The sequence below is a fragment of the Caulobacter segnis genome, from assembly GCF_023935105.1.
Classification (GTDB): Bacteria; Pseudomonadota; Alphaproteobacteria; order Caulobacterales; family Caulobacteraceae; genus Caulobacter; species Caulobacter segnis_B.
In genome coordinates this window covers 3,669,950-3,695,485 of the sequence record NZ_CP096040.1, presented here as the reverse complement: position 1 = coordinate 3,695,485, position 25,536 = coordinate 3,669,950, and the positions used below count along the sequence as shown (strand labels likewise).

The window sequence follows — 25,536 nt, the reverse complement described above, 5'->3', positions numbered from 1 at the left end:
ATAGGGCGGGAAAGGACGGGCGCGCCGAAGCGCGCCCGCCAGGTGCAGCCTAGAACTTGTACTGCAGGCCTAGGTTAAACTGCCGCCCGGTGTGGGTGTAGACGAAGGTGCTGTCCCGGTCGGAGTCGATGTACTGCCGGTTGAAGCGGTCGAAGATGTTCAGGCCTTCCAGCGACAGCTTGAAGTGGTCGTTGATCTGGTACGAGGCGGCCATGTCGAAGGTCAGGTTGGGCGAGTAGCCCTCCAGGTCCTGCAGCGGGTTGTTGGCCGGCAGGGCGACGATCGACTTGTCGCGGTACGAGGCCGATACGCGGGCGCTGAACTTGCTGTCCTCGTAGTAGAGGGTGGCGTTGTAGGCGTTCTTCGACAGGCCGATCAGGTCGTTGGTGGTCATGCCGCCGGCGGCCAGGAAGTAGTCGATCTGGCTGTCGACATAGGTGTAGTTCACCAGCGCGCCGGTATGGCGCAGGAAGCCCGGCAGGAAGCTGAAGCTCTGCTGATAGTTGATCTCGAAGCCCTTCAGGGGCCCGCCTGGGGTGTTCAGCGGCCGAGTGACGGTGATCGGGGTGTTGTCGGGATCGACACCGGACGAGCCCAGCAGCGCCATCGGCAGGCCGGTCTGGCGGAAGGTCAGCTGCTGGGACTGGTTCTGAACGTAGGTCTCGATGTCCTTGTAGAAGAGGCCGACGCCCAGGATCGCGCCGGGGGCGAAGTACCACTCCGCGCCCAGGTCGGCGGTCCAGGCCCGGATCGGGTCCAGGGTCGGGTTGCCCGAGGTGATAGACGGGGTGCCGGTCAGATTCAGGCTGCCGCCGGGGGTCAGGAAGCCCAGGTCGGGCCGCGACACCGTCTTGGCGCCCGAGAAGCGCAGAACCAGGTCGGGCATGACGTCCACCGACACGTTCAGCGACGGCAGAACGTCGTGATAGCTGTGATCGGCCGTCACCTGCTGGGGCGTCAGGCCGATCTGATAGCCGCGCGACTCCAGCTCGGTCCTGGCGAAGCGGAAGCCGACGTCGCCGCGCACGGGCAGGCCGGCGATCTCGGTCCGCAGATCGGCCTGCAGGTAGGCCGAGCTGACCTTCTCGTCCACGCGCCGGATGCCGCCGTAGTTGGGGGCCAGGTTGTAGAGGCCGGTCTGGCTGTACAGGTTCTGGTTGGCGACGAACTTGTCGTAGTCGATCGTCGCCCAGCTGGTCGGAAACACACCCGCGTCCAGGCCATGGCCGCCGAAGCCGCTGACCACCTTGGTGAGGTTCTTGAGCTCCGCCGAGGTGAAGCTGGGCACCAGGAAGTTGTTCGGCCGCTGGAAGGCCGAGGTGTCGAACGAGAACTCGTCATAGTGGCCGCCGACCTTGATGGTCAGGGCGTCGTCGACGGCCCAGGCCAGGTTCAGGTCGACGGTCTTGTAGATGTTGGTCGTGAAGATCTGCGACAGCCGCACCTCGGCGTTGGGGGCGGCGAAGCTGTAGAGGCTGGCGTCGGTGACGTCGAAGCCGTGGGTGATGGTCGGCTGGTCGCGGTTCTTGCGGAAGTCGATCGTCATGCTGGTGTTGGGCCGCTGGAACATGATCGTCGTCGTCATCGGCTGGTCGTAGTCCGACTTCGAGTAGCCGATCAGGCCCTTGACCGTGATCCTGTCGGTCAGCTCGTGCGTGCCCGCCAGGGTGTATTGCTGGAAGACGTTCTGGAACTCGTCGTGCTGGGTGTCGGAGCGCACGTCGACGCCGTCGAAGCGGGCGAAGTCGACGTCGTAGACGGTCTGGCCGAAGTTGGTCCCGGCGGTATGGCTGGTCCCGGCGTTGCGCAGGATCAGCTCGCGCACGGCGGTCTGCGGCTTGCCGTTCTGGCTGATGGCGCGGGCGAACGAGAAGCCCTCCAGCCAGTTCTCCTCGCGCTTGACGTCGTAGTTCGAATAGAGGGCGTCGAAGCTGAGCGAGGTGCGCGAGGTCGGCTTCCATTGCAGGGCCAGGGTCGCGCCGGTGCGCTCCTGATTATGATGGAAGCGGCCGTAGCGCGGCAGGCGCGGGAAGAACACCGTCGAGCGGTTGGCCAGGTCGAAGACCGTGTCGTTGGCGGCCGGCCGGGCCACGCCCGTGGCGCAGTTCAGGGCGTTGGTGCCGTTGGCGGCGTTGTCGACGGGGTTCTGCACCGGACGGCCGACCGGCGTACAGAAGCCGCCATCGACGGTGGCCGGGTTCCAGCCGCCCGAGCCCCACTGGTCCTCGAGGAACTTGCGCTTGCTCCAGGCCAGCGAGGCCTGGGCTCCGAACTCGCCAAAGGGCGTGTCCCAGCGGTTGCCCAGCACCACAGTGGCCTTGGGGTCCGAGTGCTTGGAAAGGTCGTTGTAGCCGGCCGAGGCGCCCAGCACGAAGGTCAGGCCCTTCTGGTCCAGCGGGCGGGCGGTCTCCAGGTCGACGGTCGCGCCCAGCGAGCCCTCGATCACCTCGGCCTGGGCGGTCTTGCGCACCGTGATGCCGCTGAACAGCTCGGAGGCGAAGGTGTTGAAGTCGAAGCCCCGACCCAGGTTGGCGCCGCGGTCGCTGGTGGTGGCGCCGCTGGTCGACTGGGCTTCCATGCCATTGATGCGGACGCGGGTGAAGGCGGGCGGCAGGCCGCGCACGGTGATCGTGCGGCCTTCGCCGGCGACGCGGGTGATCGAGACGCCCGGCACGCGCTGGATCGACTCGGCCAGGTTGGCGTCCGGGAAGTCGGCGATGTCCTCGGCCTTGATGGCGTCGACCACGCCCGAGGACTGGCGCTTGATGTTCAAGGCGCTCTTCAGGCTCTCGCGGAAGCCGGTGACGACCACTTCCTCGACCGTATTGTCCGGCGCGGCCCCGGCCTGGGCTTGCGCCCGTGCGTCGGTGGCGGCCATCGCCCCGACAAACGCCAGGGCCAGCAGCGAGCAACCCGAATTCCAGCCGTGCTTGGACGACGACATGCGACCCTCCTGACAGGGCCGGCCCCGCCGCGCCCTCGATGTTTCCAACCCGAGGCTCCCGGTTTTCCCGGTTCAGCTCTCCTTGTTGCGAAGGTCCCATATTTCGGGATCAAATCTCACAACGTAGATATTATATGTCCGACAAATTGCGGAGTCGCAAGTTCCGGCAACATTGCTCGCGGAAGGGTTGGGCAGGCGGCCAACACGAAAACCGCCCGGCCTTGGGGCCGGACGGCGTCCGAGACGGGAAGGCCGGGGTGAACGATCAGGTCGCCTTGACGCCGATCGACTTCAGCTCCTTGAGGAAGCGAGCGAGGCTGGCGAGCGTCCGCTTCTGGCCGTGGGCGATTTCGGGACTGGACAGGACCGATCGCGAGACGACGAAACCCCTGCGGCCGACCCTCTGGATCGCGCCCTTCTCGAGCAGCTCGATGAAACGACGACGGACGGTCTCGTAGGGCAGGGCGAGGGAGTCGGCGACCTGGCGCACCGTCAACGGACGGGGCTCGTGGTCCGGCGAGAGGTCTTCGGGGTCCGAGGCGGCGTCGTCGCGGACGTGCGAATAGTTGCCGGACCACAGGGCGGTGAAGACCAGGGCGTACAGCAGGTCCGAGCCATGAACTTCGTTGGCGATCTCGACCCAGCGCAGAATGTAGTCCGCCGCGTAGCGGGAGGCGGCGCGCGCGTGGTTGGGCTGATCGGACATCGGTGACTCGGTTTGCCTGGGCGGCGCGATGACGGGCCTGAAAAGGATTGCATGCTCACCGAACGACGCCGTGCGATCAAGGTCGGTGTCATTCCCCGGCCTCCCGCGTTTCGCGCGAACCTTCCCGCTTCGGAGGGGGATTTCACGGGGATTGAGCGGGCCGAATGATCCGCGTTCGCGAGGTCGAATCCAGCGAAATCAACCACTTCTCACTTCTAGACGCCGCTGAATGATCCGCGTTCAAAACCGCCCCCATACTGATCGCTGTCCCCGTCGCAGGGGGAGGGCGCTTGGATCCGGCCCAAAGCGGCGGCGGGGATAGGTTGAGCGGGGCCGCTTTCGGTTCCCGGGTCAGATGCGGCGCGCGTCGTCTCCTACGGGAACGGCCGTGACCGGGTTCCCCGGGGCAAAAGCCGGGAGCGGGTCGACAGGGCGGTGATCGCGAAAGCCGCCTATCGTGGATCGTCGGGACCGATACGGAAAAGCCGTTCGGTTCGGTCCGCGCCCGTCCGGGGGCTATGGGGTCCCGAGCTCAAAACGCTCACGCCCCCCATCCTCACGGCCAAGAACAGCCTGGCGGAGCGGACGTCCGAGCCGAAACGCAAACAAACACTCACGGTACTCCGGGTTCGCCCGGCCGCTCCGTCGCCTCCCCATCCCTTCAGCGGCAAGCCGCGTGAAGCCAGGAACGCATGTCCGGTTCAGTGCTTGCCGCGATCGCGCCCGAAGTTCGGCAGGGCGCTTTCCTGGCCGGCCGCCACGATGCCCCGGCGGATGGCGCGGGTGCGGGTGAAATGGGCGTGCAGGGTGTCGGCGTCGCCCCAGCGGATCGCGCGGCTCATGGCCTGCAGGTCCTCGGTGAAGCGGCCCAGCATCTCCAGCACCGCGTCCTTGTTGGCCACGAAGATGTCGCGCCACATGGTCGGGTCGCTGGCGGCGATGCGGGTGAAGTCGCGGAAGCCCGAGGCCGAGTACTTGATCACCTCGTTCTCGGTGACGTTCTCCAGGTCCGCCGCGCTGCCCACGATCGTGTAGGCGATCAGGTGGGGCAGGTGGCTGACGACGGCCAGGACGAGGTCGTGGTGCTTGTCGTCCATCAGCTCGACCTGGGCCCCGAAGGCGCGCCAGAAGGCCGACAGCCGGGCGACGGCCTTGGCGTAGTGCTCGTCGTCGCTGTCGAACGGCGTCAGGATCGTCCAGCGCCCCTCGAACAGCTCGGCGAAGCCGGAGTCCGGACCCGACTGCTCGGTGCCGGCGATCGGGTGGCCCGGAATGGCGTAGATCTTCGACAGGTCCTGGGCGCGGAACGCCTCGGCGACATTGCCCTTGGTCGAGCCGACGTCGGTCAGGGTGGCGCCGGCCTTCATGGCCGGGATCACGACCGCGGCCAGGTCGGGGATCGATAGCACCGGCGTGGCGATGACCACCAGGTCGGCGTCCTTGACCGCGTCGGCGATGTCGCCGGTGACATGCTCGGCGATGCCAAGCGCGACGACGCGGGCGCGGTTGGCCTCGCTGGCGTCAGCCACGGTGACCTCGCCGACGACGCCGTGTTCACGGGCCGCGCGGATCACCGAGCCGCCGATCAGGCCGCAGCCGATGACGGTGATCTTGGGATAGAGGAGGCCAGGCGCCGACATCTAGCGCCCCATGAACTCGGCGAGGAGATCCACGACCGCGCGGTTCTGCTCTTCCAGCCCGATGGTGATCCGGATGCCGTCGGGCAGGCCATAGTTGGCCACGGCGCGGACCAGGTAGCCGCGCGAGGCCAGGAACGCCTCGGCTTCGCGGGCGGTCTTGCCCGGCGTGGTCGGGAAGGTGGCCAGGACGAAGTTGGCCGCCGACGGCGTCACCTCCAGCCCCAGGCCGCCCAGCTGCTGGGCCATCCACGGACGCCACTGCTCGACCAGGGCCAGCGAGCGGGCCTGGAAGTCGTCGTCGAACAGGGCCGCGACGGCGGCTTCCTGGCCGGGGATCGAGGTGTTGAACGGCGGGCGGATGCGCTCCAGCGGCTCGATGATGTGCGTCGGGGCGTAGCCCCAGCCCACGCGCAGGGCGGCAAGGCCATGCAGCTTCGAGAAGGTACGGGTGACGATCACGTTCTCGACGGTGCGGGCCAGGTCCAGGCCGTCCTCGAAGCGCGGGTCGCTGCAGAACTCCGAATAGGCGCCGTCCAGCACCAGGATCACCGATGGCGGCAAGGCCGCGTGCAGGGCGCGGATCTCCTCGCCGGTCAGCCAGGTGCCGGTCGGGTTGGCGGGATTGGCGATGAACACCAGGCGCGTGCGCTCGTCGACGCACTTGACCACCTCGTCGACGTCGATGCGGTGATTGATCTCCTTGGCCATCCGCACCTCGCCCTGGCAGGCGCGGGCCCCGATGGCGTAGGCGGCGAAGCCGTGCTCACCCTGGACGATGTTGTCGCCGGGCTCCAGATAGACTTGGCACAGCAGGGCGAAGATCTCGTCGCTGCCGTCGCCGAAGGTCAGGCGCTCGGGCTCCAGCTTGAAGCGTTCGGCCACGGCGGCGCGCAGGATGCCGGCCTTGCCGTCCGGATAGATGTGCATCCGGTCGACGGCGTCGCGATAGGCCTGCTTGGCCTTGTCGCTGCTGCCCAGGATGTTCTCGTTGCTGGACAGCTTCACCGGATGGGCGATGCCCTCGACCTTCGACTTGCCGCCGACATAGGCATGGATGTCCATGATCCCGGGCTTGGGAACGGGACGGGGCGCGGCGAAGCGGTCGGTGGGGGCGGCGGTCATCGAACTACTCGGGCTCTTGGACGTCCTGTTGGGGACGGGCGTCTCTTACACGTCGAACTGTTCGGGCGCAGCCCCGATGACGCCCGTAAGGTCTCCCGGAGCGCGCGCCAGCCTCGGGTCGTCGGCCTGGAAGAAGCCCGACAGAGAGAACAGCTTCAGACCGCCGGCTTCGGCGATCAGTTCGGCGGCGATGTCGGTCTGGCTCAGGGTCTCGACGATGGCGGCCGGGCTCTTGGCGGAGTCGGTGACCCAGAAGGTCTGGTCGCCGCCGGTGGGCTCGACCTCGACCTCGGCCACGGCCAGAGCGGCTTGAGGGCCCCAGCTGGCCAGACAGGGCAGGGCGGCGAAGACCTTCAGTTTCGGTTCGGCCAGCAGGCGGCCCCACCAGGGCGTCTCGGCGGCCAGCGGCAGCACGGCCACGCCCCACGGCGAGCGGGCGATGGCCAGGGCGTCCTGGGCGGAAGGCACGACCGACAGGCGCGGGGCCGTGCCGAAGCGCAGGCGGGTCAGTTCGACCGTCCGCGCGGCGTCGCGACCGCCGAACACGCCCAGATGATAGGGGCCCTGGCGCGCCAGGTTGTCGGCCATGATCTCGCGCCAGATGCGGATCACCAGGGTGTCGGAAGCGGCCTTGCGCGGCGTCGCCAGCAGCTTGCGGATGATGTGGGCTTCACGGCCGGGGCGCAGGCCAAAGCCCGTGTCGCCGGAGGCGCGCTTGGCGGCCGCGACGGCGCCGGCCAGGCTGGCGCGCTCGTCCAGCAGCTTCAGGAGTTCCGTGTCGATGGCGTCGAGCCGCCATCGAACCTCTTCGAGAGACGGCGTGGCGGCCGTCGCGTCGCTGCCCATGTTCTTCCCCGAAATTGGAGGCGGGACCATAGTCTTTGCCGTCGAACACGCAATAGCCGGCCCTCGCGGGGAAGGAAATTGCGTTTCGAACGATCGTTGCTCGCTCACTGTGGTCGCGGCGTGGCGCTCGCCGAACCACCGGCCGTTTTGGCCGCCTGCTCAGTACACCGTCGGCGCGGGGCCCGTGTCGAAGGCCCCCAGCAGGGTTCGGCCGTTGCGGAAATTCAGGTCGGCCTCGATCTCCGGGTCCTGGCCCAGGGCCTGGGCGGCGGCCGCCGGGGCCTGTTCGGGTGTCCGGATCGGCTTGGAAAGGTCGGGACGCTCCTTGATGACCACGTTCAGGGATCCGGTCACGCGGCCCTTGTCGTCGACGGACAGCACCCCCGACTTGGCCTTGCCCACCGCGTCGCCGGCCAGGATCTGGCTTTGCTGCAGAGTGATCTGGCCGCCGGCCTCGCTCCAGCGCTTCACGGCGGCCTCCCAGTTACGGCCGCGTAGATACGAGACGTGCGACAGGCGCGTTTCCAGGATCATCGCGGCGGTCTTGTCCTGGGCGATGCGGCCCAAGAGGCCCGTGAAGGCGGTCTTGGCCCCGCCCGCTTTGAAGAAGATCGCGCCCTGGTCGTCGGGGCCGGCGCGCAGGTGCAGCTGCATGTCCTCGGCCGAGAGCAGCTCGAACGGCTTGGCGCCCGCCGCGGGGACGAAGGTCAGCTTGGCGCCCTCGACCGAGACGCGCGGCGGATATTCCGAGACGTGCGAGATGCTGGCGCGCAGCGCCTGGCCGGTGATCGTCACGTCGCCGGCCTCGGGGCGGGTCAGGACCACGCCCTGCTCGGCGACCAGCACCCAGTGGGTCAGGTCGAAGATCTCGGCCTCGCCCTTCAGCACCGGCGCGCGGACGGCCCAGCCGGTCGGCTCGGCGACGCGGGCGTCGGTCAGGTCGACATTCATCCGGAAGGGGAAGCCGTGAAAGGTTCGGTCGCTCCAGGACAGGTCGTAGCCGCGCGACTTCAGGTCCGCCGCCTGTTCGTCCATCCGCTGCTCGGCCTGACCGCGCAGCCAGAACCAGCCATAGCTCCAACCGCCCGCCACGAGGGCGGCGAGGATGAAAGGCGTGAACAGACGGCCGCGCCTGGCTTTCTGGGGGGCTTTGCGGGACGGGGCGGCGTCGTTATGGGTCATGAATTGGCGCGTCCAGTCGGGATCGGTGATGAGCTTAGAGGGCGGCGGCGAGGATCGCTGGGTATTCGGATACGGATCGCTGATGTGGCGGCCCGGGTTCCCGTTCATAGACCGAAGAACGGCCGTGCTCCACGGCCGGCGGCGGGCCTTCTGCATCTATTCGGTGCACCATCGCGGCACCTACGAACGGCCCGGCCTGGTGCTGGGCCTGGCCCCCGGCGGGGCGGTGCGTGGCATGGCCTATCGTGTGGCGGCGGCGGAGTGGGAGGCGGTCTACGCCTATCTGCGCGAACGCGAGCAACCGACCGAGACCTATTTCGAAACCTGGCGCGAGGTGAAGATCGACGGGAATGGCCCAGATGGCAGGCAAAGGGCCTCGGCCCTGGTCTTCCTCTCCGACATGAAGCACAGCCAGTGGGCGGGGGCCCTGACCCTGGACGAGCAGGCGGCGCTGATCGCCGGCGCGACGGGCCTGTCGGGTCCTAACATCGACTATCTCCGCGACCTGGTCATGCACCTGCGCGAGGACGGGGTGCGCGACCACGCGATGGAGAAGCTGCTGAAGATGGTCGAGGCGATCGAGGCGCCTTAGAGGCCCTCGTCCTCCAGCGCCTTGGTCGCCGTGTCGATCCGCGTCTGCAGCTCGCGCATGAACTCGCCGCGCTTCAGGCCGGCGGGGATGGGCTCGAGATATTCGAAGACGATCGTGCCGGGCTTGCGCAGGAAGCCCTTGTTCCAGTGCACGCCGCAGTTCAGCGCCAGCGGGGTCACCGGCATGTCCAGCTCGCGGTAGAGCGCGGCGATGCCGGGCTTGTAGTCGCCGGGCTGGCCGACGTCGCCGCGGGTGCCTTCCGGGAAGATCACCACCTGGCGGGTCTCCTTCATGCGCTCGACGGCGTCGCGGACCAGCTTCTTCAGCGCCGTGGAGTGGCCGCCGCGATCGACGACGATCATGCCCGCCTTCAGGCCGTGCCAGCCGAACAGCGGCACCATCAAGAGCTCCTTCTTCATCACGAAGCAGGCGTCCGGCAGCAAGGCGAACTGGCTGAAGACGTCGAACATCGACTGGTGCTTGGCGGCGACCAGCGCAGGGCCCGTCGGGCGGTATTGTTCGCCGCGCACCTCGACCTTGACGCCGACCAGCACGCGCAGGGCCACGATCAGGCCCCAGGACCAGGTCTTCAGACTCCAGGTGTTGGCCCGGCGGGGCAGGGGAAAGGTGACGATCATGCCGATCGCCCAGGCCGCCGACCACAGCCAGAAGAACAGCTGGAACAGGAACGAGCGCAGATAGATCAAGGAGCTTCCTTCGCCGCCGGGGCGGCCTTGTCTTTGTCTTTTGGACCCAGGCCCAGGAACGCCTCGCGGCCCAGGATCGCCAGGTACTTGCAGTATTCCACGATCATCCGCCGGGCGCTGAGCGTGGTCTTCCACCAGCGATGGGCGTTCAGATCGGTCTTCACCGGATACGAATAGAGCTTCACGCCGGGCATGGCGGCGGAAAGCTCCAGCATCGAGCGCGGCATGTGGTAGTCGGCCGTGACGACGATCAGGCTCTTATAGTCCTTGGACTTGGCCCACTCGGCCGTCTCGAGGGCGTTGCCGACGGTGTTGGCGGCGGCGAAGCCCAGGTCCACGCAGCAGTCATAGATCGGCTTCACGGCCCGGGTGACGGTCTGGACGTCGGCGCGGGTGGCCTCGCGGTTGACGCCGGAGATCAGCAGGCGCTTGCCCTTGCCTTCCTCCAGCAGCCGGGTGGCGGCCTCCAGGCGCACGTTCGAGGCGCCGGTCAGCACGACGACGCCGTCGGCGTCCGGCGGTTCGGGGGCAGGGGTCGACTGGTCCACGCGGCCGGTGAAGGCCAGCAGGCCAAGACCCCAGATCATCAGCGCGATCAGCAGAGCCGCCAGACTTTTCACGGCATCTCCCCCACGATGCGCGACGCCGCCAGACGGGCCGAGAGGCCGGCGATCAAAGCGGCGATCACCGGCGCGGGCAAGGCGGCCGCCAGATCGATCCAGGCCAGCGGCAGCAACGGCGCGAACCCCGCGCCGCCGCCGAAATAGCGCGCGACAGCGCCGATGATGGCCGCGCTCGCGCCGCCCAGCAAGCCCGCCAGGGCGCCCATGGTCGCAAAGCGGTTCTGGAACAGGCCGGCGATGAAGCCCTGTTCGGCTCCGGAGAAGTGCAGCACCTCGATGACGTCGCGACGGGCGGCCAGCCCGGCGCGGGTGGCGAAGGCGATCACCGCCGCCGTCGCCGCCGCGATCAGGGCGAAGACGCCCAGGGCCGCCAGCCGCGCCAGGTTGGCGGCGCGTTCGATGTCGGCGATCCAGCGGCTGTGGTCGTCGACCGTGGCGTCGACGCCGGCGGATTTCAGGGCTTTGTCGAGGATCGCGGCGGTCGGCGGCGCCTTGGGATCCAGGTCCAGGGTCACCAGGCGCGGCGTGGGCAGCTCATCGACCAGCGCCTCCTTGCCGATCCACGGCTCCAGCAGGGCCTCGGCCTTCTCGCGGGTCAGGGCCTGGGCCTCGATCACGCCCCTGACGCCGGCCAGGGTCTCGGCGGCCCGGGCGGCGGCGCTGTCGGGGGTCTCGTTGGCGCGGGCGCGGACGACCACGGTGGCCGAGCCGGTCAGCTGGGCGGTCCAGCCATGGGCGGCGCGGTTGGCCGCCAGGGCGGCCAAGGCGGTCAGGCAGGCCAGGAAACACAGCACCGCCACCACGAAGACCAAGGCCCCGTCGCGGCTGTCGCGCGGCGGCAGCAAGGGGCTGGGTTTCCAGCGGGCGACCTGGAAGAATTCGCTCATGCGCGGCCTCCCGCAAGTCCGCCAGGCGTGTCGACCAGACGGCCTTGCTCCAGATGCAGCGTCGGGCGGGCGGCGCGGGCGACCAGCTCCTCGTCGTGGGTGGCGATCAGGATGGTGGTGCCGAGGCGGTTCAGCTCGACGAACAGCCGCAGCAGGCGCAGCGACATCGCCGGATCGACATTGCCGGTCGGCTCGTCGGCCAGGAGGACGTCAGGACGGTCGACGACGGCGCGGGCGATGGCCAGACGCTGCTTCTCGCCGCCCGACAGGGTCGCCGGCAGGGCGTGCATGCGGTCGCCCAGGCCGACCCAGCTGAGCAGTTCGGCGACGTCCTCGCGGTAGGTCGCGGGCTTGCGCTTGAGGATGCGCAAGGGCAGGGCGGCGTTGTCGAAGACCGACAGGTGCTCCAGCAGGCGGAACTCCTGGAACACCACCCCGATGCGGCGGCGCAGGAACGGCAGGTCCGAGGTGTGGGTCAGGCTCACATCGCGTCCGAACAACTCGACGCGACCGCGTGACGCACGATGGGCCAGGTAGATCAGCTTGAGCAGCGAACTCTTGCCCGCGCCCGAGGCGCCGGTCAGAAAGTGGAACGAACCCTGGTCGAGGGAAAAGCTTATGTCTCTCAGGGTTTCGGGTGCTCGCCCGTACCGCATCGAGACGCCTTCGAAGCGGACCACCGGTAGGGCGTCATCGCCCTGTTGTGTGTCGATCCGCAAGGCGCGTCACTTGGGTTTCTGGACATCAGGGTTAAAATCAGCGACCCCATTTGGGTGAGTGGGGAGCGTTCGATTCGCGGCCATGATACTGACCTGTCCGGAGTGCGCCAGCCGCTATTTCGTCGACGACTCCAAGGTCGGTTCGGCGGGGCGAGTCGTGCGTTGCGCCTCGTGTGGTCACCGCTGGACCGCCCGTAACGAAGAAGCCGTCGACCTGTTCGAGACGCCCGAAGCGTCGGCCCTGGGAGGCCAGGCCGAGGGGGCGAACCGGGCGCTGAAGCCGCCGCGGCGGGCGCCGCTGGCGCTGAGGCCGAGGAGCCGCCGGTCAGCGCGCTGCCGGGCGAGGAGCTTCCCAAGGTCTTCCGGGCTCGCGCCAACGCCGAGCGCCGTCTGCGAGAGGCCACCACCACGGGCGTCATCTGGGCGGGCATGGCCGCCACCATGGCGGTGATCGTCGTGGCCGCCTTGATCTTCCGCATCGATGTCGTGCGCGTCCTGCCGGGCGCGGCGGGCGCCTATGCCGCCGTCGGCCTGCCGGTGAACACCGTCGGCCTGGTGATCGACCGCGACAGCATCAAGGCCCAGCCCTCGATGCAGGATGGCCACGCCGTGGTGACGGTGACCGGCACGATCCGCAACATCACCGAGCATGAGGTGACGGCCCCGCCGTTGCGCGTCGAACTGCTCAACAAGGACGAGAAGCGCGTGGCCGGCCAGCTGGCCGGCGCCGCCAACGCCAAGATCCCGCCGGGCGAGGTGCGTCACTTCTCGATCACCTTCCTCAACCCGCCCCGCACGGCCAAGGATCTGCAGATCGGCTTCGCCACCGAACCGGGCGCGGCCAAGGTGGTGAAGACAGCCCTGAAGAAGCCCGGCGAGCACGGCGCCCAGCCGGACTTGTCGCTGCGCGGGGCTCAAGACACCCCCGTCGAGCACGAAGCGGCTGGACAGGAACCCCCGGGACATGAGAGCGGGGACCAAACCTCCCCTCCGGACTCTCACGAACCCGCGCCACCATGAATGACAAGACCCACCCCGAAGTCCTGATCTCGGAAGCCGAGATCGCCGAACGGGTCCAGAAGCTGGCCGAGGCCATCGCGCCGCGCATCGACGACGACACCGTCGTGGTCTGCCTGCTGACCGGCGGCCTGTGGTTCGCCGCAGACCTGACCCGCGCCCTCTACAAGGCCGGCCGCAACGTGCGGTTCGACGCCCTGTGGCTGGCCTCCTACCATGACGAGCGCAAGAGCACGGGCCGCTGCGAGGTCCGCGCCGACCTGCAGCGCCCGCTGATCGGCCGCCGCGCCCTGGTCGTCGACGACGTCTTCGACACCGGCCTGTCGCTGTCGGAAGCCGCCCGCCTGGTCAAGGACGCCGGCGCCAGCGAAGTGCTCACCGCAGTCTTCGCCCGCAAGCCCTGGCCCAAGGATCGCGGCATGGAGCCCGACTTCGTCGCCTGGGAAGCCCCCGCGCGCTACCTGGTCGGCTATGGCCTAGACGACGAGGGCAAGAGCCGCGGCCTGCCGTACATCGGCGCGCTGGATTGATGTCTGTCTTCCTTCTCCCCTTGCGGGAGAAGGTGTCGCCTTAGGCGACGGATGAGGGGTTTCTCGGCCTCGCCGTGCGACCCCTCACCCGACCCCGGCTTCGCCGGGGCCACCCTCTCCCGCAAGGGGAGAGGGGAATTCTCAACTACACCCAGTCCGGCACCAGATCCCGCGCCAGCATCTCCTCGTACGTCGGACGCTTGCGGATCACCGCGTAGCGGTCGCCGTCGACCAGGACCTCGGGGACCAGTGGCCGGGTATTGTACTCGCTGGCCATGGCCGAGCCGTAAGCGCCCGCCGACATGAAGGCCACCAGCTCGCCCGCCGCCAGCGGCGGCAAGGCGCGATCGCGGGTGAACGTGTCGCCCGTCTCGCAGACCGGACCCACCACGTCATAGACGGTCTCGCCGCCCCGCTGGATGACGGGGCGGATGTCGTGGAAGGCGTCGTACATGGCCGGGCGCACCAGGTCGTTCATGGCCGCGTCGATGACCAGGAACTTGCGGCCCTCGGGCCGTTCGTGGACGTGGATCACTTCCGACACCAGCACGCCGGCGTTGGCGGCGATCACCCGGCCCGGCTCGAAGGCCAGCTTCACGGGCAGGCCCTTGGTGACCTCGCCGACCATGGCGGCGAACTCGGCTGGCGAGGGCGGCTCAGGGTGGTTGAAATAGGGCACGCCCAGGCCGCCGCCCAGGTCCAGGCGCTCGACCGCCAGACCCTCGCCCAGCAGCTGCTCGACCAGGCCGCGCATCTTGCCGAAGGCGGCGCGCATAGGGGCTAGGTCGGTGATCTGGCTGCCGATGTGGCAGGCCACGCCGATCGGCTCGAGATTGGCGTTGTTGCTGGCGTTGGCGTAGAGGCGCGCGGCCTCGGCGAACGAGACGCCGAACTTGTTCTCGGACTTGCCGGTGGCGATCTTGGCGTGGCCGCCGGCCGCGACGTCCGGATTGACCCGGAAGGCGATCTTGGCGCGCACGCCCAGCTCGGCCGCGACCTGCGCGATCAGGTTCATCTCCGGCTCGGACTCGACATTGATCTCGGCGACGCCGGTCCTTAGGGCGAATTCGATCTCACGCCGGGCCTTGCCGACGCCCGAGAAGACGATGCGCTCGGGCGGGATGCCGGCGGCCAGGGCGCGACGAACCTCGCCCTCCGAGACGGTATCGGCCCCGGCGCCCAAGTCGCCCAGCACCTTCAGCACCGCGACGTTGGAATTGGCCTTCACCGCGTAGGCGACCAGCGGGTCGACGACGCCGGCCGCCGCCAGGGCGTCGCGGAACACGGTGAAGTGCCGCTCCAGGGTGGCGCGGCTATAAACGTAGACCGGCGTGCCGACCTCGGCCGCGATCTTGGCCAGGGGCGCGCCTTCGCAGGCCAGGCCCTCGGGGCCGTACTCGAAGTGATTCAACGTCGTGCCTTAATTCGGGGTCGCGCCGGGGAAACCGGCCGCCGACGGGCCGCCGAACGGATCCTTGGTGCCCGGCAGGGGGGCGGCGCGGATCGTGCGGTTGCTGGAGGTCGAGGCGGGATCGCGAACCTCCTGGGCGCCGCCGGCGCGGGCCGGCTGGTTGGCCTGGGCTGACGCCGCGCGACGTTCGGCTTCCCAGGCGGCCTTCTTGACCGGATCCCACAGCGGGGCGGGACGCTCCAGCGCGCCTTGCTTGCCGCAGGCGGCGGCCGTGACGGCCAGGGCGGCCAAGGCCAGGATCGTGATTTTGCGCGTCGTGACGGGGCGGGTCATGCCAGCAGTTCCTTCCAACGCGCGATCTGGGCGCGGACCTGGGCGGGGGCCGTCCCGCCATAGCTCATGCGGCTGGCCGCCGAGGCGGCCGGAGTCAGAACGGCGTAGACGTCCTGGGTGATCCGGGGCTCGATCGCCTGGAACTGTTCCAAGGTAAGATCGGCCAGATCGACGCCAAGACCCTCGGCGGTCTTCACGGCCGAGCCTGTCACGTGGTGGGCGTCGCGGAAAGGCATGTTCAGCGTCCGCACCAGCCAGTCGGCCAGATCGGTGGCGGTCGAGAAGCCCGCGCCGGCGGCCTTGGCCATGGTTTCGGTGTTCGGGGTCAGGTCGGCGACCATGCCGGCCATGGCCAGCAGGCTGAGTTCGAGCGCGTCGAAGGCCTCGAAGGTTGGGACCTTGTCCTCCTGCATGTCCTTGGAATAGGCCAGCGGCAGGCCCTTCATGACGACGGTCAGAGTGGTCAGCGAGCCCAGGATGCGGCCGACCTTGGCGCGGATCAGCTCGGCCGCGTCGGGATTCTTTTTCTGCGGCATGATCGAGCTGCCGGTCGTGAAGGCGTCGGTCAGCTTGATGAAGCCGAACATCGGCGTCGTCCACAGGACGATCTCCTCGGCCAGGCGCGACAGGTGCGTGGCGGTGATCGAGGCGGCCGACAGGGCTTCCAGGGCGAAGTCGCGGGCCGAGACGCTGTCCAGCGAGTTGGCGGTCGGGCGGTCGAAGCCCAGCGCCGCCGCCGTCTGGTGGCGGTCGATCGGGAAGGGCGAGCCGGCCAGGGCCGCGGCCCCCAGCGGGCACTCGTTCATCCGGGCGCGGGCGTCGCGGAAGCGGCTGGCGTCGCGGCCGAACATCTCGACATAGGCCATCAGATGGTGGCCGAAGGTCACCGGCTGGGCCGGCTGCAGGTGGGTGAAGCCCGGCATCAGGGCGTCGGCATGAACCTCGGCCTGGGCCAGCAGGGCTTTCTGGAGGGCTTCCAGCTGGGCGGCCGAACGGTCGGTGGCGTCGCGCACCCACAGGCGGAAGTCGACGGCCACCTGGTCGTTGCGCGAGCGGGCGGTATGCAGCCGGCCGGCGGTCGCGCCGATCAGCTCGCGCAGCCGCGCCTCCACATTCATGTGGATGTCTTCGTATTCGTCGCGGAACGGGAAGGTCCCGGTGGCGATCTCGTCCTCGATCTTGGCGAGGCCGCCGAGGATTTCCTCGCCATCGCTGCTTGAAATCACGCCCTGGTTCATCAACATCCGCGCGTGGGCGCGGGAACCCGCCAGGTCTTGCGCCCAGAGGCGCTTGTCGAAGCCGATGGAGACGTTGATCGCCTGCATCAGTTCCGCCGGCTTGGCCGTGAACCGACCGCCCCACATGGCTTGACCCTGGCCCTTGGGCTTGGGCGTATCGGAGGCGTTGTCGGTCATATGAGCGAAGTCCAATCGGAGGCGGCGGCCAAGAAGCGCAATCCTGTGAGGATAGCGCTGGGCGGCGTCATCCTCGTCGGCGTGGCGGCGGTTCTATACGTCATCGCCACGGCTTCGTTCAAACCCTCAGGTCCCGCCGACCTCACAGAATTCAAGAAGGGGACGCTGGAAAAGCTCGACGTGCCCGCCACGCCGCGCGCCGCGCCGACCACGGTCTTTACGTCGTTGGATGGCAAACCCGCGACCCTGGCCGATTTCAAGGGCCGTGTGGTGGTCATGAACCTGTGGGCCACCTGGTGCGCGCCGTGCAAGGCCGAGATGCCGACCCTGGCCAAGCTGCAGGCCGCCTACGCCACCCAGCCGCTCACCGTGCTGCCGATCAGCGTCGATCGCGACAGCGACCTGAACCTGATCAATGAGGAGATGGCCGCCAATCCGCCGCTGAAGACCTATCGCGACCCCGGCTACAAGCTGTCGTTCGCCATGGACCCGCGCGCGGCTGGTTATCCGACGACGGTGATCTACGATCGCCAGGGCCGTGAGCGCGCCCGCATGGCCGGCCCGGCCGACTGGTCGGGTCCGGAAGCGCGCGGCATCGTCGAGAAACTGCTGGCCGAGAAGTGATGGGCAAAGACGTGATCGACCCGGCGCGCCTGGAGCCGCTGGCCGACGACGCCTGGCCCGCCCGGGAAAGAGAACGCCTGGGCGGCTGGCGACTGAACGCCTCGTCCGGTCACTCCATGCGGATCAACGCCTGCTGGCCGCTGGATACGCCGGACCGTGATCCCGAGGCCGCGCTGGACGCCGTCGAGGCCTGGTTCGCCGCCCGAGGCCTGCCGCCGCGCTTCAAGCTGACCGACGGCGTGGTCGCGCCGGCCGACCTGTCCCAGCGCCTGGCCGCGCGGGGCTATGCGCCCTGCAAGGAGACCCTTGTCATGCTCGGCCATCTGGACGGCTTGGCGGGCGGGGAGGGGATCCGGCCGTCCGCCTCTCGACCGCGCCTGACGCGACCTTCGAAGCCGTGTTCACCGCCACGGCCGGCGATCCCGAGGACGGCCGCGAGCGGCTGGAGGCCCTGGGGCGCATTCCCGCGCCGGCTCGCTTCGCGCGGCTGGACGTCGACGGTGCGCCGGCCGCGATCGGGGCCAGCGCCGTCGGCGGCGGCTTCGCGGGGATCTTCGGCATGCGCACCGCGCCGGATCACCGTCGCAAGGGCCTGGCGAGACGGGTGCTTCGCGCCCTGTCGACCGAGGCGCGAGGCCTGGGCGCCGAACGCGCCTGGCTGCAGGTCGAGGCCGACAACGCCCCGGCCATCGCCCTCTATGCCGACGAGGGGTTCGAGGCGGCGTACCGGTATCGATACTGGACACGCTGAGCCCCCAAATCTCAACAATTTCAGATCTCTAAACAGTGTCATCCCGGACGCGCCTGAGCGATCTCGGGACCCAGGAACGCGCGGCGGCACGGTTGTCCCGGGGGCCGCTCTCCGCGTGGCCGCGGCCGGGATGACGTGCGAAAGGGAAGTCCCTAAAGATCGACTTTCTATAGACTAGTTTACAAAACAAACTTGTTGATCCATGGTGCCGCCACTTGAGGGAGGGACTGGCCCATGCACGCGCCGCTCAGCGCCACCGAACGTTCGACGCTCGCCCGGAACGGCGAGCGCAATGCCCCGATCGGCGCCTTGCGCGCCTTCGTCACCCTGCTGGTCATCGCTCACCACGCGGTGCTGACCTACCACCCGTACACGCCGGTCCCGAAGGCGTTCGACGCCCAGCCCATCCTGTGGACGGCCTTCCCGGTCGTGGACCCGCAGCGGTTCGGCGGCTTCGGGATCTTCACCCTGATCAACGACCTCTTCTTCATGTCGCTGATGTTCTTCATCTCGGGACTGTTCGTCGCCGACGGCCTGCGCGCCAAGGGCGCGGGCGGGTTCCTGAAGGGCAGGGCGCTGCGGCTGGGGATCCCGTTCGCGATCGGCGCGGGTCTGCTGTCGCCGCTGGCCTACTATCCGGCCTGGCTGCAGTCGGGCGGCGCGCCGTCCTTCGCGGCCTTCGCCCAGACCTGGACCCATCTGCCGTTCTGGCCCAGCGGTCCGGCTTGGTTCCTATGGGTGTTGCTGGCCTTCGGCGCGGTCGTCACGGCCGTCCACGCGCTGTTCCCGGGTGTGATCGAGGAACTGGGGCGCCTGGCCCAAGGGGCGGAGCGCAAGCCGGCGCGGTTCTTCTGGGGGCTCGTGGCCGCCAGCCTGCTGGCCTATCTGCCGTTGGCCATGACCACGCCGTTCGGCCACTGGACCATGGTCGGGCCGTTCCTGGTCCAGACCGCTCGCGTCGGCCACTACTTCGTCTGGTTCCTGGCCGGGATCGCCGTGGGCGCGGCCGGCGTCGGCCAGGGGCTCACCGATCCCCAGGGCAAGCTGGCCAAGCGCTGGTGGGCCTGGCAACTGGCGCCGGTCCTGCCGATCGTCGGCGCGGTGGCGACGATGATCATCGCCTTCTCGCCGAACCCGCCGCCGCGCGTGGCGCTGGACCTGTTCGGCGGCGCGGCCTTCGCCCTGGCCTGCGCGACCCTGTCCTTCGCGGCCCTGGCCTTCTTCCTGCGCTTCATCCGCGAGACCGGCCGCGTCTCCGCGAGCCTGCAGGCCAACGCCTACGGCATGTATCTGCTCCACTATGTCTTCGTGTCCTGGCTGGCCTGGATGCTGCTGCCGCAGAACTGGGGCGGGCTGGCCAAGGGGGTGACGGTCTTAGCCGGCGCGACGGCGCTCAGCTGGCTGACGACCATGGTCCTGCGCCGCATGCCGCTGTTGGGACGAATCCTGTGACCATCCATGATGGCGCGCTGAAGGGGGCCTTGCCCATGAACGACAAGCTGAAGACGGTCCAGGATGACCTGGCCTTTCTGCGCGGCCTGGCCGAAAGCGGCGGCGAGCGAGGCGGCCTGGGCGTCGCTGGCGGGGCGCTCTACGGCTCGGCCGGCGTACTCTACGGCGTCCAGACCCTGACCTACTTCGTCCAGGAGAGGGGGCTGCTGCATCTGCCGCCTCTGGCCAATCTGGTGATGGCCTGGGCGCCGACGGTGATCTTCCTGATCCTGATGACCATCGTCATCATCGTCGATCGCAAGAACCCCCAACGCGGGGTCACCAATCGCGCGGTCAACGCCGCCTTCTCGGGGACCGGCATCGCCAACCTGGCGCTGGTCCTGATCTTCGCCTCCGCCGCGACGCGTAACCACGACTTCCGCTACTGGCTGTTCCATCCGGCGGTGGTGTTCGTGCTGCAGGGCGCGGTCTGGTACGTGATCTTCGTCCTGCGCAAGAGGGCCTGGATGGCGCTGGTCTCCATCGGCTGGCTGGTGTCCGGCGTGGCCATGGGGATGCTGATCCATCGCCCGGACCTCTATCTGCTGATCTCGACGTTCGGCCTGTTCGCGTTGATGGGAGCTCCCGGGTTCTACATGATGCGCCAGGCCATGCGGTCGGCCGCCTGAGGCGATCGTGGCGGGCAAGTTCGACATCAGCGGGCTGGACGACGTCATCCATGGCCGGGTGCGGCTGGGGATCGTCGCCTATCTGGCCAGCGCCGAGGTCGCCGACTTCACCGAGCTGAAGGACCTGCTGGACGTCACCCAGGGCAATCTGTCGGTCCACCTGCGCAAGCTGGAGGAGGCCGGCTATGTCGCCATCGACAAGAGCTTCGTCGGCCGCAAGCCGCTGACCCGCGTGCGCCTGACCGAGACGGGCCGGGCGGCCTTCGCGGGCTATTTGCGGGCGATGGGGCAGCTGGTGGAACAGGCGGGCGGCGGACCCTAGAAGCCAAGTTCCGCCCGGAGCGCCTGCGGAGACATGCCCGCCTCCCGCAGTTCGCGCAGGGTCTGGGCCTTGTCCCGCTTGGCGTAGCGCTTGCCATCCGGGCCGACCAGCAGGCCGTGATGGCGATAGGTCGGCGTCGGCAGGTCCAGCAGGGCCTGCAGCAGGCGCTGGATATGGGCCGCCTCGAACAGGTCCTGGCCGCGGATCACGTGGGTGACGCCTTGCAGGGCGTCATCGTGGACGACCGCCAGGTGATAGGCGACGCCCACGTCCTTGCGGGCCAGGACGATGTCGCCGGCGGTCTCGGGCCTGGCCTGGATGACGCCCGTCTCGCCGTCGGGACCCATGCCCGTCTCGACGAAGGTCAGCCCCCCGAACCCGCCCAGGGCCGCGCGCGCCGCCGCCAGCGACAGTCGCCAGGCGAAGGCCTCGCCCCGGTCCAGGCGCTCGGCTTCCTCGGCGGCGGGCAGCGGCGCGCCGACATAAGGCGTCGCCGGTTCGTGTGGCGCCCTGCCGATGTCGATCTCCTTGCGAGTCTTGAAGCAGCGATAGACCAGGCCGCGCGCGCGCAAGGCCTCGATAGCCGCGTGATAGTCGGCCAGGTGCTCGGACTGGCGGCGGATCGGCTCTTCCCAGCCCAGCCCCAGCCAGGCCAGGTCCTCGAAGAGCGCGGCGTCGTATTCCGGCCGGCAGCGGGTGGCGTCGATGTCCTCGACGCGAAGCAGGAAACGGCCGCCGGCGTCCCCCGCCGCTTGGAACGCGGTGAGCGCCGAGAAGGCGTGGCCGCGATGCAGATAGCCCGTCGGTGACGGGGCGAACCGGGTGACGAAGGTCACGCTGGGCCTCAGGCCTTCTCGGTGAACTTCGCGAACATACCCAGGTGTTCGAACACGGCGCGCAGGAAGGCTTCCTCGCCGCCCAGCTGGGCCTTCAGGGAGGCGAACTGCTTGAAGCCGATCATCTCGGCCAGGCCGTGGCCGGCGCACCAGGCGGCGATGGTGGCCAGTTCCAGGTCGATGTCGCTGACGTGGCCGCCGGCGTTCTCGTCGATCGTGTTGCGCACCTGGCAATAGGCGCCGTCGTCCTTCAGTTGGTCGGGCAGGGCGTCCTTGTCGCGTGAGCGGTCATACATCACGCGGTAGAGGGCGGGGTTGTCGCGGGCGAAGCAGACATAGGCGACGCCCAGGTTGGTCATCCGCGCGCGCGCGTCGGGCGTCGAGGCGCGGGCCGTCGAGAGCGCCAGGTCCAGCTCGTGCCAGCCCTCATGGGCCACGGCCTCCAGCAGTTCGGCCTTGTCCTTGAAATGGTGGTAGGGCGCGGCGGGACTGACCCCGGCCTCGCGCGCCACGGCCCGCAGCGAGAGGGCGGCGGGGCCGTCGGTCTCGAGGATCTTGCGCGCGGCGTCGACCAGGGCGCGGCTCAGGTCGCCATGGTGATAGGGGCGGGATTCGGCGGTCGCGGTGCTCATCGGCTCTCACTCTAACCACACCTTTCTAAAATTTCATCCAAACGCTGTAAAGATCATCTTGACGGCGTTCAGATCGGTGCTATCTAAGCATCGTCCAGATTGGTTCGGCTCATTCTCTGGGGCGGCCAGTGACCCATCGGGGGTTGGGGACAAGAACTGAAGTGAGAACCGACGTCATGCGCACGTTCAACGCCTTTGAAACCGCCTTCGACCGCCTGGCTGGCGGCTACTTCCTCGTGATCGCCCTCGGCGTCGCGGCCGCTCTGGTCGGCGTGGCTCTGTAAGTTCGATCGCTCGTGACCGGCGGGCCGCGCTTCTGATCCCTTTTGGGAATGGCGCGCCGCCGTCGCGTTCGGTCGGGTTGAACCGCTCCGGAACCGGAGCTAACCAGACCGGGACGCGTTAGGCCTCCGGACGCCGTGTTTCTCCGCGTCGCAGGCTTTCTCCATGATCCAAGACTTCTTCCGATGAGCGTCGCCTTCACCAAGGAAGGCGACAGCGAGGCTTTCGCGGCCGACCTGCCCGATCGCCCGATCTCCACCCATCCCAACCTCGTCACGACCGAGGGCCTGGCCCAGATCGAGGCCGAGCTGGCTTCGGCGCGGGCGGCCTATTCGTCGGCCCAGAGCGCCGGCGGCGCGGCAGATGGCGATCGCACGGCCATGGCCCGCGCCACCCGCGACCTGCGCTATTGGTCGGCGCGCCGGGCCACGGCCCAGTTGCTGGAGCGCGACCCGGACAAGACCGTCGTGCAGTTCGGCGACCGGGTGACCTTCGAGCGCGAGGACGGTCGCGTGCAGACCTTCCGCATCGTCGGCGAGGACGAGGCCGATCCCGCCCAGGGCTCGGTCTCCTACGTCGCCCCGATCGCCCGCGCCCTGCTGGGCAAGGCCATCGGCGACAGTTCGCCCGCGCCGGGCGGCGAGGTCGAGATCACCGCGATCGGATAGTTCAGCAAGAAGCGGATTGTCATCGCGCGTGGGGCGGGTTCCCTTCGGCCGATGTTCGTTCCGCCGACCGCCCAAGCCCTTCTCGACGCCCGCAAGCATCTGGCCACCGCCGATCCGGCCCTGGCGGCCCTGGAGGCCGTGACCCCGCCGTTCGAATGGCGCGTCAGCCTGGGCGGTTTTCCGGGACTCCTGAAGATGGTCGTGCAGCAGCAGGTCTCGCTGGCCTCGGCCGCCGCCATCTGGGCGCGGGTCGAGGCGGGCCTTCCCGAAATGACGCCCGAGGCCGTGATGGCCCACGAGGACGTCTACCTGCTGTCGCTGGGCCTTTCGCGTCCCAAGGCCCGCTATGCCCGGGCGCTGGCCGAGGCGCACGTTACCGGGGCGTGCGACTTCGACGCCTTGCCGGGGCTCTCCGACGAGGCGGCCATCGCCGCCCTGACCGCCATCACCGGCATCGGCCGCTGGACTGCCGAGGTCTACCTGATGTTCACCCAGGGCCGCCTCGACATGTTCCCGGGCGGCGACGTGGCCCTGCAGGAGGCCATGCGCTGGGCTGACCGGGCACAGGTCCGCCCGACCGAGAAGCAGGCCTATCAGCGCGCCGAGCTGTGGCGGCCCTATCGGGGCGTCGCCGCCCACTTGCTGTGGGCCTGCTACGGCGCCGTCAAACGACGCGAGATCGCGCCTTTCTAGATCTCTCATCGAGATGTCTTGGTTCTGTCGCTGACTCGGCCCATCCTTCACATGCGTTCGGGGATGAATGGCGATTCCCAGAATTGCGTAGGAAGGAGGCCCGTCTTCAGTCCTGTCGCGTACTTCATCAGCCGGAGCCCAGAGCGTTTCGACGCGTGCTCCGAAGGGGGGCTCTGATGCAGGTCCTCACGCGTCCACCGTCGGGCATGCCGGCCCTGGTGCTCAACGCTGACTTCCGGCCACTCAGCTACTATCCGCTGTCCCTCTGGCCCTGGCAGGAGGTGATCAAGGCGGTGTTCCTGGACAGGGTCGACGTCGTGGCCAGCTACGACCAGGTCGTCCATTCGCCGTCGTTCGAGATGAAGCTGCCCAGCGTCGTGGCGCTGAAGCAGTACGTCCCGCAGGAGCGACCGCCGGCCTTCACCCGCTTCAACCTGTTCCTGCGTGACGCCTTCAGTTGCCAGTACTGCGGTTCGCCGGAGGACCTGACGTTCGACCATGTGATCCCGCGCTCGCGCGGCGGGCGCACGACCTGGGAGAACATCGTCACCGCCTGCGCGCCCTGCAATCTGTCCAAGGGCGGCCGTACGCCGCGCGAGGCGGGCATGCAGCCGTTCCACAACGCCCGGCGGCCGTCGATGCACGAGCTGCAGGAGCGGGGACGGCGGTTCCCGCCGGGCAGGCTGCACGTCAGCTGGCTGGACTATCTGTACTGGGATATCGAACTGGAGGCCTGAGGCTCCAGACAGCAAAACGGCCCGGGCTAACGATTTGAGGAATGGCTGTCCCGGGCCGTGGCTGTGAGGCGGAAGGGGATCTGACCGCCAAGCTGAACCTTAAATGCGGCCTCACGGCGAAGGTTCCGGCGCGCTCGGCGAAAATGTTTCAAGTCCCGACGGCGGGGCGGGCCATGCAACCCGAACCTCGACCGGAGGGTTTTCCTATCCGAGGCAAGAGCCACGGGAGGTACCCATGAACCGCCATAACACCGAAGACGCCGACAAGCGCCACTTCACCCACGGGACCGCCGCGTCCACGGCCGACGCGGCCTCGGAAGGCAAGGTCCGTCCGGAAGACCGACACATCGACGCGCCGCACGCCCGCGAGGCCAAGCGCCCTCTGGCCGACGGCGAAAAGCACGACCAGCTGGCCGGAAAGGTGAAGACGTCCGAGAGCCGTCAGGAAGCCCTGCTGGACGAGGGTCTGGAAGAGAGCTTCCCGGGCAGCGACCCGGTCAGCGTCAAGCGCATCACCTGATCAGCGTTGGGCTAGCCCGATAGGCTAGCGCTGCGGAAACCGGCGGGCGGCGCGTTTGGCGAAGCTGAGCGCGACGCCCGCTTGAGTCGCTGAAGGATCGCTCGCGCCCGGCTCAAAAGCCACGACCGGACGCCGGCGGATCCGCCGCCGGTCCATCGCCGCGATTTGAGTGAAGGTGAGGTCGCCCTGTTCACGGGCCATCTTGCGAACCGACTCGATCAGGCTGGCGCCGTGGACCACCAGGATCCCGAAGGCGTCGGCCAGCCAGTCGGGGACGTTGCCGTCGCGATGAGCGATGATCTGCGCGATCTCGGTGGCGCCCCCCAGCACCAGGGCCGCCAGCGCCAGATCGTTGCGGCGCATGCGCGGGAAGGCCAGGAACGACACCGCCAGCAGGCCGCCGAACGCGATGGCATGGGCGGCCTTGTCGCTGAGGCCGAAAATCCGCTCCGCCCCTTGGAACGGACCCAAGGTCAGCACCGCCACGGTCAGGGCCCCCAGCAGCAGCGTGACGCGCGCGGCGGCGACGAGGTGGACGGGCTTGAACATGGACGCGATCTCCGGGAGGACGCCTTGGTCCTAGCGGCGAAGATCGCGCCATTCGGTGAACGGACAGGGTTAGCGAGCAGTCACCAACCCTGTCTTGTCATTGGATCCCCGCCTGCGCGGGGATGAGC

Annotated in this window: 26 protein-coding genes and 3 pseudogenes; 13 read left to right on the top strand and 16 right to left on the bottom strand. The window is 68.6% G+C overall.

The genetic code is table 11. The features are described from left to right. Positions 1–49 precede the first annotated feature (49 nt). The 6 genes from MZV50_RS17285 to MZV50_RS17260 all read right to left on the bottom strand — a co-directional run bounded on the left by MZV50_RS17285 (position 50) and on the right by MZV50_RS17260 (position 8,440). Complete coding sequence (locus tag MZV50_RS17285; protein WP_252630538.1) at positions 50–2,944, bottom strand: TonB-dependent receptor; 2,895 nt, start codon at positions 2,942–2,944, stop codon at positions 50–52. A 265-nt stretch (positions 2,945–3,209) separates the two neighbouring features. Continuing rightward, positions 3,210–3,650, bottom strand: coding sequence for a hypothetical protein (locus MZV50_RS17280; RefSeq protein WP_252630537.1), 441 nt, complete (start codon positions 3,648–3,650; stop codon positions 3,210–3,212). Between the two features lie 701 nt (positions 3,651–4,351). After that, positions 4,352–5,290, bottom strand: a complete 939-nt coding sequence (locus MZV50_RS17275; RefSeq protein ID WP_252630536.1) for a prephenate/arogenate dehydrogenase family protein — start codon at positions 5,288–5,290, stop codon at positions 4,352–4,354. After that, positions 5,291–6,412, bottom strand: coding sequence for a histidinol-phosphate transaminase (hisC, locus tag MZV50_RS17270; protein ID WP_252630535.1), 1,122 nt, complete (start codon positions 6,410–6,412; stop codon positions 5,291–5,293). It lies immediately after the preceding gene. Between the two features lie 45 nt (positions 6,413–6,457). After that, a complete protein-coding gene (locus MZV50_RS17265; RefSeq protein ID WP_252630534.1) occupies positions 6,458–7,258 on the bottom strand; it encodes a chorismate mutase in 801 nt (266 codons plus the stop codon). A 159-nt stretch (positions 7,259–7,417) separates the two neighbouring features. Next, positions 7,418–8,440, bottom strand: coding sequence for a DUF2125 domain-containing protein (locus MZV50_RS17260; RefSeq protein WP_252630533.1), 1,023 nt, complete (start codon positions 8,438–8,440; stop codon positions 7,418–7,420). 28 nt (positions 8,441–8,468) lie between these two features. On the opposite strand from MZV50_RS17260, the gene MZV50_RS17255 reads away from it, so the two are divergent. Then, positions 8,469–9,032 carry a gamma-glutamylcyclotransferase gene (locus MZV50_RS17255; RefSeq protein WP_252630531.1) on the top strand — a complete coding sequence of 188 codons (564 nt, stop codon included), beginning with the start codon at positions 8,469–8,471 and terminating at the stop codon, positions 9,030–9,032. On the opposite strand, the gene MZV50_RS17250 is transcribed toward MZV50_RS17255, so the two are convergent. The 4 genes from MZV50_RS17250 to ftsE are packed head-to-tail and all read right to left on the bottom strand — an operon-like array spanning position 9,029 to position 11,968. Next, positions 9,029–9,739 carry a lysophospholipid acyltransferase family protein gene (locus MZV50_RS17250; RefSeq protein WP_252630530.1) on the bottom strand — a complete coding sequence of 237 codons (711 nt, stop codon included), beginning with the start codon at positions 9,737–9,739 and terminating at the stop codon, positions 9,029–9,031. The genes MZV50_RS17255 and MZV50_RS17250 overlap by 4 nt on opposite strands. Then, on the bottom strand, positions 9,736–10,359 hold the full coding sequence (locus MZV50_RS17245; protein WP_252630529.1) for a YdcF family protein: 624 nt from the start codon (positions 10,357–10,359) through the stop codon (positions 9,736–9,738). The genes MZV50_RS17250 and MZV50_RS17245 overlap by 4 nt, the downstream gene beginning before the upstream one ends. After that, positions 10,356–11,249, bottom strand: a complete 894-nt coding sequence (locus tag MZV50_RS17240) for a cell division protein FtsX (RefSeq protein ID WP_252630528.1) — start codon at positions 11,247–11,249, stop codon at positions 10,356–10,358. The genes MZV50_RS17245 and MZV50_RS17240 overlap by 4 nt, the downstream gene beginning before the upstream one ends. Further along, positions 11,246–11,968 (bottom strand): cell division ATP-binding protein FtsE, encoded by a 723-nt coding sequence (gene ftsE, locus MZV50_RS17235; protein ID WP_252630526.1) that lies wholly within the window; start codon positions 11,966–11,968, stop codon positions 11,246–11,248. The genes MZV50_RS17240 and ftsE overlap by 4 nt, the downstream gene beginning before the upstream one ends. A 72-nt stretch (positions 11,969–12,040) precedes the next feature. Here ftsE and MZV50_RS26745 point away from each other — a divergent pair. Both MZV50_RS26745 and MZV50_RS17220 read left to right on the top strand, forming a co-directional pair. Continuing rightward, a pseudogene (locus MZV50_RS26745) lies at positions 12,041–12,800 on the top strand (MJ0042-type zinc finger domain-containing protein); the annotation flags it as partial. A gap of 132 nt (positions 12,801–12,932) precedes the next feature. Beyond that, positions 12,933–13,515: pseudogene (locus MZV50_RS17220) on the top strand (phosphoribosyltransferase). Positions 13,516–13,660: 145 nt separating this feature from the next. Here MZV50_RS17220 and lysA read toward each other — a convergent pair. From lysA to argH, 3 genes are read right to left on the bottom strand one after another with little or no spacing between them, the layout of a single operon-like run. Continuing rightward, entirely contained in the window at positions 13,661–14,926 is a 1,266-nt protein-coding gene (lysA, locus tag MZV50_RS17215) for a diaminopimelate decarboxylase (protein WP_252630523.1), read from the bottom strand. Between the two features lie 9 nt (positions 14,927–14,935). After that, positions 14,936–15,277: a hypothetical protein gene (locus MZV50_RS17210; RefSeq protein WP_252630521.1), complete on the bottom strand. Its 342-nt coding sequence runs from the start codon at positions 15,275–15,277 to the stop codon at positions 14,936–14,938. Further along, positions 15,256–16,674 (bottom strand): argininosuccinate lyase, encoded by a 1,419-nt coding sequence (argH, locus tag MZV50_RS17205; RefSeq protein ID WP_252630520.1) that lies wholly within the window; start codon positions 16,672–16,674, stop codon positions 15,256–15,258. The genes MZV50_RS17210 and argH overlap by 22 nt, the downstream gene beginning before the upstream one ends. Between argH and MZV50_RS17200 the strand changes: the two genes are divergently transcribed. The 5 genes and pseudogenes from MZV50_RS17200 (at position 16,675) to MZV50_RS17180 (ending at position 20,491) form a co-directional block, all read left to right on the top strand. Further along, positions 16,675–17,298: a TlpA family protein disulfide reductase gene (locus MZV50_RS17200; protein ID WP_252630518.1), complete on the top strand. Its 624-nt coding sequence runs from the start codon at positions 16,675–16,677 to the stop codon at positions 17,296–17,298. Between the two features lie 11 nt (positions 17,299–17,309). Beyond that, positions 17,310–18,049: pseudogene (locus MZV50_RS17195) on the top strand (GNAT family N-acetyltransferase). A gap of 234 nt (positions 18,050–18,283) precedes the next feature. Then, positions 18,284–19,501 (top strand): acyltransferase family protein, encoded by a 1,218-nt coding sequence (locus MZV50_RS17190; protein ID WP_252630517.1) that lies wholly within the window; start codon positions 18,284–18,286, stop codon positions 19,499–19,501. A 35-nt stretch (positions 19,502–19,536) separates the two neighbouring features. Continuing rightward, a complete protein-coding gene (locus MZV50_RS17185; protein ID WP_436792229.1) occupies positions 19,537–20,169 on the top strand; it encodes a hypothetical protein in 633 nt (210 codons plus the stop codon). A 7-nt stretch (positions 20,170–20,176) separates the two neighbouring features. Further along, positions 20,177–20,491 carry a winged helix-turn-helix domain-containing protein gene (locus tag MZV50_RS17180; RefSeq protein ID WP_252630516.1) on the top strand — a complete coding sequence of 105 codons (315 nt, stop codon included), beginning with the start codon at positions 20,177–20,179 and terminating at the stop codon, positions 20,489–20,491. Here MZV50_RS17180 and gluQRS read toward each other — a convergent pair. Together gluQRS and MZV50_RS17170 are read right to left on the bottom strand one after the other, a co-directional pair. Further along, a complete protein-coding gene (gluQRS, locus tag MZV50_RS17175) occupies positions 20,488–21,327 on the bottom strand; it encodes a tRNA glutamyl-Q(34) synthetase GluQRS (RefSeq protein WP_252630515.1) in 840 nt (279 codons plus the stop codon). The two genes, MZV50_RS17180 and gluQRS, sit on opposite strands and share 4 nt — an antisense overlap. A gap of 8 nt (positions 21,328–21,335) precedes the next feature. Further along, the gene (locus tag MZV50_RS17170) at positions 21,336–21,959 is read right to left on the bottom strand and encodes a TetR/AcrR family transcriptional regulator (protein WP_252630514.1); all 624 of its coding nucleotides are present in this window, start codon (positions 21,957–21,959) and stop codon (positions 21,336–21,338) included. Positions 21,960–22,135: 176 nt separating this feature from the next. On the opposite strand from MZV50_RS17170, the gene MZV50_RS17165 reads away from it, so the two are divergent. The 5 genes from MZV50_RS17165 (at position 22,136) to MZV50_RS17145 (ending at position 24,859) form a co-directional block, all read left to right on the top strand. Beyond that, the gene (locus MZV50_RS17165; protein WP_252635268.1) at positions 22,136–22,243 is read left to right on the top strand and encodes a hypothetical protein; all 108 of its coding nucleotides are present in this window, start codon (positions 22,136–22,138) and stop codon (positions 22,241–22,243) included. 183 nt (positions 22,244–22,426) lie between these two features. Further along, positions 22,427–22,909 carry a transcription elongation factor GreA gene (gene greA / locus MZV50_RS17160; RefSeq protein WP_252630513.1) on the top strand — a complete coding sequence of 161 codons (483 nt, stop codon included), beginning with the start codon at positions 22,427–22,429 and terminating at the stop codon, positions 22,907–22,909. Positions 22,910–22,960: 51 nt separating this feature from the next. After that, on the top strand, positions 22,961–23,602 hold the full coding sequence (locus tag MZV50_RS17155) for a DNA-3-methyladenine glycosylase family protein (protein ID WP_252630512.1): 642 nt from the start codon (positions 22,961–22,963) through the stop codon (positions 23,600–23,602). A 173-nt stretch (positions 23,603–23,775) separates the two neighbouring features. Next, a complete protein-coding gene (locus tag MZV50_RS17150) occupies positions 23,776–24,339 on the top strand; it encodes an HNH endonuclease (protein WP_252635267.1) in 564 nt (187 codons plus the stop codon). A 235-nt stretch (positions 24,340–24,574) separates the two neighbouring features. After that, positions 24,575–24,859 (top strand): hypothetical protein, encoded by a 285-nt coding sequence (locus MZV50_RS17145; protein WP_252630511.1) that lies wholly within the window; start codon positions 24,575–24,577, stop codon positions 24,857–24,859. 24 nt (positions 24,860–24,883) lie between these two features. On the opposite strand, the gene MZV50_RS17140 is transcribed toward MZV50_RS17145, so the two are convergent. Beyond that, the gene (locus MZV50_RS17140) at positions 24,884–25,408 is read right to left on the bottom strand and encodes a VanZ family protein (protein ID WP_252630510.1); all 525 of its coding nucleotides are present in this window, start codon (positions 25,406–25,408) and stop codon (positions 24,884–24,886) included. Positions 25,409–25,536 lie beyond the last annotated feature (128 nt).